At 71.8% G+C, this 10384-nt stretch carries 9 protein-coding genes; 6 read left to right on the top strand and 3 right to left on the bottom strand.

Features of this window, described 5'->3' with window-relative positions; translation table 11 throughout:
• The 3 genes from DW297_RS19090 to DW297_RS05080 form a co-directional block, all read left to right on the top strand.
• On the top strand, positions 1–288 hold a 288-nt coding region (locus DW297_RS19090; RefSeq protein WP_205828233.1), incomplete at its 5' end, for a hypothetical protein.
• A 47-nt stretch (positions 289–335) separates the two neighbouring features.
• Complete coding sequence (locus DW297_RS05085) at positions 336–1130, top strand: PP2C family protein-serine/threonine phosphatase (protein WP_136030030.1); 795 nt, start codon at positions 336–338, stop codon at positions 1128–1130.
• 58 nt (positions 1131–1188) lie between these two features.
• Positions 1189–3939 carry an FtsK/SpoIIIE domain-containing protein gene (locus DW297_RS05080; protein WP_136030027.1) on the top strand — a complete coding sequence of 917 codons (2751 nt, stop codon included), beginning with the start codon at positions 1189–1191 and terminating at the stop codon, positions 3937–3939.
• A 10-nt stretch (positions 3940–3949) separates the two neighbouring features.
• On the opposite strand, the gene DW297_RS05075 is transcribed toward DW297_RS05080, so the two are convergent.
• Complete coding sequence (locus DW297_RS05075; protein WP_136030025.1) at positions 3950–4945, bottom strand: asparaginase; 996 nt, start codon at positions 4943–4945, stop codon at positions 3950–3952.
• Between the two features lie 85 nt (positions 4946–5030).
• Between DW297_RS05075 and DW297_RS05070 the strand changes: the two genes are divergently transcribed.
• Positions 5031–5528: an OsmC family protein gene (locus tag DW297_RS05070; protein WP_136030023.1), complete on the top strand. Its 498-nt coding sequence runs from the start codon at positions 5031–5033 to the stop codon at positions 5526–5528.
• A 99-nt stretch (positions 5529–5627) separates the two neighbouring features.
• Here DW297_RS05070 and DW297_RS05065 read toward each other — a convergent pair whose 3' ends face one another.
• Entirely contained in the window at positions 5628–6407 is a 780-nt protein-coding gene (locus tag DW297_RS05065) for a lysophospholipid acyltransferase family protein (protein WP_205828232.1), read from the bottom strand.
• A 123-nt stretch (positions 6408–6530) separates the two neighbouring features.
• Here DW297_RS05065 and DW297_RS05060 point away from each other — a divergent pair, with 123 nt between their 5' ends.
• On the top strand, positions 6531–7493 hold the full coding sequence (locus DW297_RS05060) for an FKBP-type peptidyl-prolyl cis-trans isomerase (RefSeq protein ID WP_136030021.1): 963 nt from the start codon (positions 6531–6533) through the stop codon (positions 7491–7493).
• Between the two features lie 37 nt (positions 7494–7530).
• Complete coding sequence (dxr, locus tag DW297_RS05055) at positions 7531–8613, top strand: 1-deoxy-D-xylulose-5-phosphate reductoisomerase (protein WP_136030019.1); 1083 nt, start codon at positions 7531–7533, stop codon at positions 8611–8613.
• 53 nt (positions 8614–8666) lie between these two features.
• On the opposite strand, the gene DW297_RS05050 is transcribed toward dxr, so the two are convergent.
• Entirely contained in the window at positions 8667–10289 is a 1623-nt protein-coding gene (locus DW297_RS05050; protein ID WP_205828231.1) for a Mur ligase family protein, read from the bottom strand.
• Between the last annotated feature and the right edge of the window lie 95 nt (positions 10290–10384).

Here is a 10384-nt window from a genome sequence, read left to right as displayed (position 1 = left end):
GGCTCCGCCGACCACGCCGCCGGCTCCGCCCGCGGCCCCGCCGGCCGCACCGCCGGCTCCTCCCACTACCCCGAACGATCCCACGCAGCCCCCTGCGTGACCGTCGTCGCGAAACCCCCGGCCCACCGCCGGGGGTTTCGTGGTGTGAACGGTGTTCTCGCGGGCGATGCGCCCGCTAACGTGGAGGTCATGGTCTTGTCGCAGCGCCCGATCGGCGTCTCCGTTCCGCTCTGCCCCTCGAAGGGCCCCGGTGCGAGCGAGGGGATCGTGTTCCACTACGATGTGTGAGTATCCTGCGACCGCCCTTTCCGCCGCAGGTCCATCGGAGGCAGCACGTGGCTGAGACGAAGACGCACACCGTCACGGTTGCGGGACGCCCGCTGCTGCTCTCGTGGTCGGGTGTCACGGATCAGGGCCGTCGCCGTGAGACCAACCAGGACGCGTTCCTCGCGGAGTTCCCCCTCTTCATCGTCGCCGACGGAATGGGCGGGCACGCGGGAGGCGAGATCGCAAGCCAAAGCACCGTGTCCCGCCTGCAGGCCGCGGTCGTCGCGGGCGACATCTCGCATCGCACGATCGAAGAGGCTCTCGCCCGCGCCGTCGACGACATCGCGGAGCACCCGGAGACCACCGACGAGGGAACCGGGACCACGCTCACGGGCGTCTACCTGGACGACGGCGGAGACCAGGCGCAGTGGGTCGCGCTGAACATCGGCGACTCGCGGGTCTATCTCCTGCGCGATGACCGGCTCGTGCAGGTGACCACGGACCACTCGGTGGTGCAGGAGCTGATCGCAGCGGGGAAGCTCAGCCCGGAGGAGGCCGAGGGCCACCCCTACAGCAACGTCATCACGCGCGCGGTGGGCGCCAGCGAGCTCACCGCTCCGGACTATGTCACCATCGACCTGCGTCCGGGCGACCGGTTCGTGATCTGCTCCGACGGACTCACCAAGGAGCTGACCGACTACGGCATCCAGCATTTCCTGCGGGAGAACTCCGATCCGGCCGCGTGCGTGGACGCCATGCTCGCTGCGGCTCTCGACAACGGTGGTCGCGACAACGTGACGCTCATCGTGTTGCAGGTGAGCGACCCCCAGTCCTCCTCCCCAGAGGGGGACACCGCGGAGTAGTCGCTCCGACGCTGTGGACAGCAGGCTCTCTGCTGTCACGGAGCGGTGCACTGGGGAGATGGACCCGTCTCCTCTCGTCATCCCTTCCGCGCCCGCGCCGCCGCGCCGCACCTCGCTGCCGTATCTCGCGGGAATCGTCCCGGTTGGGATGGGGGTGGCGCTGTGGCTCACCACGGGGTCGGTGCAGTCGCTGTGGTTCGCCGCACTCGGTCCCCTCATGATGCTCGCTTCGGTGGCCGACGCCGCGAGGACGCGACGGCACGATCGACGGCGTGAGGCGGACAGGGTGGAGGCCGAGTGGCGCGCGGTCGAGGATGCGCTCGCCCGCCGTCACGCCGAGGAGCGGGCCCAGCTCGAGTCGCGCCACCCGGACGTCGCCGCGTGCGTCGCAGAACCGCCGCTTCGTGGGACGGATCCGATCGCTGCCGACACCGAGCTGACCGTGGGTCGCGGTGTGCGTGTCAGCGCCGTGCGCACGACGGGTGGGGAGGGCGATCGAGCAGAGGCGTTCCGCGCGCGATGCGCCGAGCTCGATGACGCGCCGGTCGTGGTGCGGCTCGGCGGGGGCGTCTGCGTCCGTGGCCAGGCCCCGGTCGCAGCCGCGGCGGCACGAGCTCTGGTCGCGCAGCTCTGCCTCCGCTTCGGGCCGGCGCAACTGGCGCTCGTCGGCGAGGAGCTGGCGTCGTCCGGCCTGACCACGGCGGCTCACGCGGTGCGGGCGCGCCGGGGGGCCTTCCGGGTGGGGTGGGGCACGCTCGGAGCGCCCGTCGCGGCAGATGCGGTGATCTGGACGGCGGCTCCCGACGCCGAGGTGCCGTCGGGGATCACGACCGTGCTCGACGTGGTCGAGCCGGGGGCCGCATCGCTGCGCACGCCGGAGGGCGTGACCGAGGTCGCGGTCGAGTGCCTGTCGCGACCGCAGGCAGAACTGGTCGCCTCGGCAACGGGCGAGCCGTCGGACACGCATACGGAGCTCCCGCTCAGCGTGCCGCTGGCCGACGTGATCGTCTCAGAGGCAGGTGATGGTCTCGCGGTCGTGGTGGGCCGTGACGGCCGGGGTACCGACATCGCGGTCGATCTGGTGGAGCACGGACCGCACGCGATCGTCACCGGCATGACCGGGGCGGGAAAGAGCGAACTGCTCGTGACCTGGGTTGCGGCGATGTGTGCCGCGTACGGACCGGATCGGGTGACGTTCGTGCTGGCCGACTTCAAGGGTGGGACGGCGTTCGAGCCGCTTCGCGCTCTCCGCCAGGTGTCGGCGGTGATCACGGACCTCGACGACGAGGGTGCGCGCCGGGGTGTCTCGAGCCTGCGGGCGGAGATGCGACGACGGGAGGCCGCCCTCGCCGCGGCCGGCGTTCGAGACGTGTCAGAGGTCGACCTGCCACGCCTGGTGATCGTGGTCGACGAGTTCGCCGCCCTGCTCCTCGAGCACGCCGACCTCGGCGACGTGTTCATCGACATCGCTGCGCGCGGCCGCGCCCTGGGGATGCACCTGGTCCTCGGGACGCAGCGTGCGGGCGGCGTGATCCGTGACGCCCTGGCGGCGAACTGCCCGCTGCGGATCAGCCTGCGGGTCGCAGATCCCGCGGACAGCAGGGCCGTGATCGGGACGGACGGCGCGGCGCTGCTCGATGGGGGGCCGGAGGGGCGCGGCTGTGCGCTCGTGCGTCGACCGCAGGATGCGGAGCCGCAGCTCGTGCGCGTCGCGCTGACCGGTCCCGGAGACCTGCGGCGTGCAGCGACGCGCTGGAGCCAGGCGGCTCCGGCTGTCAGCCCCTGGCTCCCGCCGTTGCCGCGACACATCGATCTCGCAGACCTTCGTGTCGCGGATCACGACGGCAGCGACGACGCCGGGGGGCACGCGGTGGTGCTCGGTCTCGCCGACGACCCGCAACGACAGCGGCAGCCTCGGGAGCTTCTGCGTCCGGGGCGTGAGCGCGGGCTCGCCGTGCTCGGCGCTCCGGGCAGCGGACGCACGGCGCTCGTGCGCGCGGTGGCGGCCCAGCGTCATGATGCCCTGCTGTTCCCCTCCGATGCGGAAAGCGCGGTGGACCTGCTCGCGGCATGGGTCAGGGGTGACACGGAGATCCCCGAGCTCGTGCTGTGCGACGACATCGACGCGCTGCACGCCGAGCTCCCTGTCGAGTACGCACAGGAGTTCGCGCAGCGGTGGGAGCAGTCGCTGCGCCTGTCACCTTCGACGACCTGGATCCTCACGGCCGCACGGGCATCGGGTCCCTTGGGCCGTGTGCTCGACGCGCTGCCCCGTCGAGCGCTTCTACGCGCGGCGTCGCGCGTCGAGCACCTCGCAGCGGGTGGCGAGACGTCGGGGTTCGTGCGGGACCGACCGCCGGGACGCGCGGTGCTCGACGGGCGGGAGGTGCAGTTCGCCTGGGCGGACGAGCGGCCGAGGCAGTCCGCTGCCTCCTCGACGGAGATCTGGGCACCGGCGAGGCCGGTCGTGGCGCTGGTCACGGCGGGCGCGTCGGACGCGGTGGGCGCACTCCGCGCGGCGCGCCCGGAGTGGGACGTGCGGACGGCCGGGAGCGACGTGCCGACGACCGCGAGCCCGTGCATCCTGATGGCCGACGCGGAGGGCTGGCAGCGGCAGTGGGCCCTGTGGCAGCAGATCCGCGCCGAGGGCGAGGTCCTGGTCCGCGCGGAGCGTCCGTCCGATCTGCGCCAGCTAGTCGGTGTGCGCGACCTCCCGCCGTTCGCCCGGCTGCATCAGGGGCGCGCGTGGTCGGTGGTGGGGGACCGCGCGCCGCGGCGGGTCGTCGTGCCGGGGCTCGGGTCGCGGTGAGGCTGGTGCGTCAGAGGCCGGCGCCGGGGCGGACCGTTCCCACGCGGGCACCGCCCCCGAGCACGTCGAGCGGGAGGGCCTCCGCGAGACCGGCCACGTCGGTGTCGCTCAGAGAGCCCGCGCGAGCCAGGAGGGTGGCGGCGACGATGGTGGACGCGCGCGCGGCGCCGTCGAGCATCTTCAGGGCCGCGGTCGTCCCGTCCGGCGCCACCATCACCATGACGCCCTCCGCGCCGCCCTTGGTGAAGACGCCGAGACGCTCGGTCGCGATGGTGTCGGGGCGGCCGGGCCCTTCGACGGTCCAGGGGTTCTCGCGCACCGCGCGGACGAGCGACCCGGCCACGCGGTGCAGCGCGAACGGCGAACGGTCGGACGCGGTGCCGATGCGGTGGATCGCGCGCGCGAGCCCGGTGAGGGTGAGCGCATGCACCGGAGCGCCGCAGCCGTCGATGGAGGTGTGCGCGATCTTCTCCCCGGTGAGGCGCTCGACGACCTCCCGGATGTGAGCCTGCAGCGGATGCGCGGGGTCGAGGTATCCCGCGGTCGGCCAGCCGGTGGCCACGCAGGCCCGCAGCATCGCGGCGTGCTTGCCCGAGCAGTTCATGCGGACGCGCGCCTCCTGGCCGTGTTCGCGCACCAGCTCGTCGCGGGTCGCGGAGTCGCCCGGCCAGGCCGGAGGGCACGCGAGGTCGTCTTCCGTCAGGCCCCCGGCGGTGAGGATGTCGCGCACCACTGCGGCGTGCCGGTCCGTGCCCGTGTGACTCGCCGTGGCGAGGGCGAGCTGTTCGCCCTCCAGCGGTGCGCCGGCGGTGATGCACGCCACCGCCTGCAGCGGCTTGAGACTCGACCGCGGGAGGATGAGTGCGTCGGCGTTGCCGTGTCGCGCGATCACCTCGCCGTCGGGCGAGAGCACCACCGCGGCGCCGGCGTGACGTGACTCGATGAATCCGCTCCGTTCGACGACGGCGAGCTCGACGGAATCCTGAACGGTGAGTGTCTCCAGCACTCCACCAGCCTAGTGCCGGTGGTCCCGCGGCCTCGGGGTCCCCGCGGAGGGTCGCGACGTCGGCGGCACCTGGCAGACTGAGCGCATGGCAGAGCACACCACGTCGCGTCCGCTCGGTGAACACCGCTACGCTCTCACAACTACGTGGACGGGCAACTCCGGCACCGGAACGAGCGGATACCGCGACTATCGCCGCGACGTCACCATCGAGATCGAGGGCAAGCCCGCGCTGCTGGCCTCGTCCGACAAGCCGTTCCGCGGAGACCCCTCCCGCTGGAACCCCGAAGACCTCCTGCTGGCCTCGCTCTCCGAGTGCCACCTGCTGTCGTATCTGCACGCCTGCGTCACCGCCGGCGTCGTGGTCGTCTCCTACCGCGACAGCGCGCGCGGGCTGATGCGCGAGAACGGGGCAGGAGGGGGATCATTCGTCGAGGTGACGCTCTCCCCGGAGGTCGTGGTCGCCGATCCGTCCATGATCGAGGCGGCAGAGCGGGCGCACGCCCAGGCGAACGAGTGGTGCTTCATCGCGAACTCGGTCAACTTCCCGGTGCGGCACGAGGCCACGGTCACCGCGAGCGCGTGACCCCCGCGGCGGAGGGGCAACCGCTGTTGGACTCCTCGCCCGGGAGGGGACACGTGGTCGCCGCTACCGGGAGGGTCCGGGGTTCACGCTCAGCGCTACTCAGCGGCGCTCGTGCGGGAGCGCCTGCTTGATCTTCTCGATGGTGCCCTGGGCCGGAGCCTCGTTGTAGGTGCCCGCCAGTTCCTGACCGGACAGGGCATGGATCGCGGCCATGATCTCGTCGGTCGCGAGCCGCCGTGCGCGTCCGCTGGTAGCGGGTCCGTGGGGGGACAGGTCGAGCGGATCGCCGAACCGCACCGTCACGCGTTCGGAGAGCGTCGGCATCTTCGCGCCCACCGGCATCACCTTGTCGGTGCCGATGAGTCCCACCGGGACCACCGGTGCGCCCGTCTGCAGGGCCAGGAACGCCACGCCCGTCCGGCCCTTGTACAGGCGACCGTCGGTGGAACGGGTCCCCTCGGGGTACAGCGCGACCGCGAGGCCCTCCTCGAGCAGCTGCCGCTGCAGATCGAGCGCGTCGAGTGCTGCCTGACCCGCGCCGCGCCGGACGGGGATCGCGCCGATCGCCTCGAAGAAGGTCTTGGTGAGGCGGCCGCTGAATCCGGTCCCCTCGAAATAGCTCGACTTCGCAAGGAAGTGCACGGGCCGCGGTGCCGCGACCGGGATGGCGATCGAGTCGATGAACGACAGGTGGTTGCTCGCGAAGATCACCGGACCGGTGGTGGGGACGTTCTCGCGGCCCTCGATCCGGGGACGGTAGATCAGCCGCGCGAGCGGGGCGATCAGGCTGCGACCGAGCGCGTACGTGAAGCCCGCATGGCGCGGCTTCGGCGTGTCCTCTGAGGCGGGTTCGGGCTCGACGGACTGCTCAGAGGTCATCAGAGCAGGATACTCCCGGCCCCATGCCGACGTGGGAATGAAGACTCGCGCCCCACCTCCCAGGGAGGGCAAAGGGCGATGGGGCAGGATGGAGTGTCCCGCCCGCGATCCCGAGGTCTCACTGTGCGCAAGCGTCCGCTCATCGTCCTGTCCACCGTCGCCGCGGCGACCCTCCTGCTCGCCGGCTGCTCCGGCAGCGGTTCGCCGGAGAGCTCGGGCACCCCCGACCCGTCCGCTTCGAGTGGGTGTCTGCTCGACGCGCAGCCGGGCAAGACCTCGGATTCCATTGACGTTCAGGGCGAGGGACTCGATGCCGTCGTCAAAGTGCCAGCTGATGCGGCCTTCGCCGATGTGGAGCGAACGGTGATCGCTGAGGGCACAGGTGACGAAGTCGTCGCGAATGACCTCGTCGGGGTGAAGTACCAGATCGTGGAAGCGTCGACAGGTGAAGTCGTCGATTCCTCGGCACGAAGCGAGGGTGGTGAGGCTCCCGTCCTTCTCGACCAGAACAGTGCATCTCTCTTCATCGCCGCTCTCGAGTGCCAGCCGATCGGAACGCAGGTCGTCCTCGCCCTTCCAGGCGAGGTCTTCGGCGAGGGCGGGACGAATAAGGTCGTGTACGCAGAGGCCGTCGAGCAACTGCCCGAGGTCGCCACCGGTACGCCGGTCGACCCGACCCCCGGCATGCCCGAGGTGAAGCTGGACGACGACGGCAAGCCCAGCATCACGATCCCGGACGGCGATGCGCCGGCCGAGACCCAGGTCGCCGTGCTCAAGCAGGGTGACGGAGCGACGGTCGCCTCGGGCGACCTGGTCGTCGTGCAGTACCTCGGGGTCAAGTGGTCCGACGGCAAGGAGTTCGACTCGAGCTGGAGTCGCGACGCGGCGCCGGCGCAGTTCCAGACCACGGGAGTGGTCACCGGATTCCAGAAGGCGCTCGAAGGTCAGAAGGTCGGCTCGCAGGTGCTCGTCGTGATGCCCCCGTCCGACGGCTACGGTGCGAGCGAGGGCAACGAACTGCAGAACGAGAGCCTCGTGTTCGTCGTCGACATCCTCGCCACGACCCCGGTGCAGGCGCAGCAGTAGCGCGGGCGCGACGGCGGCCGTGTCCTAGGCTGGCGTCATGCGTCGCGTCATCGTCCTCGGCTCCACCGGTTCCATCGGCACCCAGGCGCTGGACGTGATCCGCGCCAACCCGCGCCGGTTCGAGCTCGTCGGGCTCGCCGCGGGCTCCAACCGCGAGCTGCTGACAGAGCAGGCGGAGCAGTTCCAGGTCGAGGACACGGCGCTCGGTGCCGTCGAAGCGGAACAGCTCGTGCGGGACGTCGAGGCCGATGTGGTGCTCAACGCCATCACCGGCTCGATCGGACTCGGCTCCACGCTCGCCGCGCTGCAGGCGGGCCGCACGCTCGCCCTCGCGAACAAGGAGTCGCTGATCGTCGGGGGAGATCTGGTGCTGGCGGCGGCCGCCCCCGAGCAGATCGTCCCCGTCGACTCCGAGCACTCCGCCCTCGCACAGGCGCTCCGCTCCGGGACGCATGACGAGGTGCGACGCCTGGTGGTGACCGCGTCGGGCGGACCGTTCCGCGGACGCACGCGCAGTGAGCTCACCGAGGTCACACCGGGGCAGGCGCTCGCGCACCCCACCTGGAACATGGGCAGGACGGTCACGACGAACTCCGCCACCCTCGTCAACAAGGGGCTCGAGGTGATCGAGGCGCACCTGCTGTTCGACGTGGCCTACGACGACATCGAGGTGGTCGTGCACCCGCAGTCGATCGTGCACTCCATGGTCGAGTTCATCGACGGGTCCACCATCGCACAGGCGTCCCCGCCGGACATGCGTCTGCCGATCTCCCTCGGCCTGGACTGGCCGCACCGCATCGGCGGCGTGGGTCGTCCCCTGGACTGGACGACCGCGAGCTCGTGGACCTTCGAGCCGCTCGACGGCGAGGCCTTCCCGGCCGTCGCACTCGCCAAGGCGGTCGGACGCGCGGGCGGCACCTTCCCGGCCGTGTACAACGCCGCCAACGAGCAGGCCGTCGACGCGTTCCACGAGGGACGCCTGTCGTTCCTCGGCATCGTCGACACGATCTCCGCGGTCGTCGACCAGCACGAGGCGCCGAGCACCCTCACGGTCGAGACGCTCGCAGAGGCCGAGGACTGGGCACGGCGCACGGCCGATCGGCTCATCGCCGCGAGCTGACGGGGCGGCCGCCGAGGGCGCCCGATGCAGCGCGGCGCTGCACCGGGCGGCGGTCAGTCCTCGTCCGGGTAGGGCACAGGCCAGCGCGGTTCCGGAACCGGCCACCCGGCGGCCTTCAGCGCGCGGCGGGACAGCTCACGCGCCGAGTACGGGGTGCGCACGCCGCGGATGTCCCGGTAGTCCTGATGCCCGGGACCCGCCCACAGGATCGCGTCGCCGTCGCCCACCAGGCCGACCGCCGCGACGATCGCCGCCTCCGGTGGGGAGTACTCGTGGATCTCCGCGTCGGGTCGTGCCCGGCGCGCGCCCTCCACGAGGGTCGCCCGGATGGACGCCGGGTCTTCGAAGCGCGGGTGGTGATCGGTCACGACGAGGATGTCGCTGCCCTCCACGGCCGTGCGCGCCATGTCGAAGCGCTTGCTGGCGTCGCGGTCGCCATCCGCGCCGAACAGCATCAGCACCTTTCCGGGGGTGACCCGGCGCACCGCGGCGAGGGTCTTCTCGAAGGCGTCCGGCGAGTGCCCGAAGTCCACGAACACCGCCGGTCCGCGGTCGCCGGAGACGAGCTGCGTACGGCCGGGGAGGTAGGCGTGGATGCCGCCGTCGCGGCCGAGCGCGTCGGTGATCCGCTCCCACGCGTACCCGCCCTCCAGCAGCATGACGATCGCGAGCGCGGCATTGGCGGCCATGTGCGGACCGATCACCGGCACCGTGGTGGTGAGGGTTCCGGCAGGGCCGCTCATCGTGAAGGTGGTGCCGGCGGCGCGCTCCTCGTCGATCACGACCACCCAGTCCGCGCGGGCCGCGGCATCGGGATCGGCGGCGATCGACGGCGTGCCGACCGTGACGACGGGGATCTCCGCGCGATCGACGACCAGCGCGCCGGAGGGGGAGTCGAGGCAGATCACGCCGCGGACCGCGCGATCGGGACGGAACAGCGGCAGCTTCGCCTCGAAGTACTCCTCCATGTCGGCGTAGTCGTCGAGGTGGTCGTGGCTGAGGTTCGTGAAGCCGGCGACATCGAACCGGATCCCGTCGACGCGGTGGCGGGACAGCGCCTGCGCGCTCACCTCGACCGCGACCGCTTCCACGTGCCGCTCGCGCATCAGCGCCAGGAGCGCGTGCATCTCCGACGCCTCCGGCGTGGTGAGCCGCGACACGATGACCTCGCCCGCGATGTGGCGCTCGGCCGTCGACGACAGCCCCGTGACCACGCCCATCTGCTCGAGGATGCCCTCCAGGAGGTGGGAGACGCTCGTCTTGCCGTTGGTGCCCGTCGTCGCGAAGAGCAGCGGCAGGGGGTCGTCCGCCCCGGTGCCGTAGACCCAGGCGCTCAGGTCGCCCAGCACGGCGCGCGGATCGTTCACCACGAGGACGGGCAGGCCGGCGTCCGCGGCGATCTCCGCGCCGCGCTCGTCGGTGATGACCGCGACCGCGCCCTTCTCGGCAGCGGTCGCCGCGAAGTCGGCTCCGTGGCGGTTCACGCCCTGGATCGCGACGAAGGCCTCACCGGGGCGAAGATCCGCGGTGGCGAGAGTGATGCCGCTCAGGGACACTCCGGTGGCGTCGCCGCGCACGGTGGCGGCGAATCGGGAGGCCAGTTCGGAAAGCTCGCGCCGGGGCGGGTTCGCGGGGCGGAGCACAGGGGGCAGGCTCGGTTGTTGTTCAATCGACATGTCGGATCCATGATCTCACGGCGCCGCACGGATGCCGGGCGGACGGCCCGCCGCGCGCCGGGGTCGGACGCGCGGCGGGCTGGGGCTCAGGCCCG

This window comes from Microbacterium sp. PF5, from assembly GCF_004794315.1.
GTDB lineage: Bacteria > Actinomycetota > Actinomycetes > Actinomycetales > Microbacteriaceae > Microbacterium > Microbacterium sufflavum.
Note: the sequence above shows the minus strand (reverse complement) of the source record. Positions and strands in the feature narration are given on the sequence as shown.

What these genes read in the sequence shown, in the direction of transcription:
- DW297_RS05080 (WP_136030027.1), top strand. Translation starts at nt 1,189, where the DNA reads ATGGACCCGTCTCCTCTCGTCATCCCTTCCGCGCCCGCGCCGCCGCGC.
- DW297_RS05070 (WP_136030023.1), top strand. Translation starts at nt 5,031, where the DNA reads ATGGCAGAGCACACCACGTCGCGTCCGCTCGGTGAACACCGCTACGCT.
- DW297_RS05065 (WP_205828232.1), bottom strand. Translation starts at nt 6,407, where the DNA reads ATGACCTCTGAGCAGTCCGTCGAGCCCGAACCCGCCTCAGAGGACACG.
- dxr (WP_136030019.1), top strand. Translation starts at nt 7,531, where the DNA reads ATGCGTCGCGTCATCGTCCTCGGCTCCACCGGTTCCATCGGCACCCAG.
- DW297_RS05050 (WP_205828231.1), bottom strand. Translation starts at nt 10,289, where the DNA reads ATGTCGATTGAACAACAACCGAGCCTGCCCCCTGTGCTCCGCCCCGCG.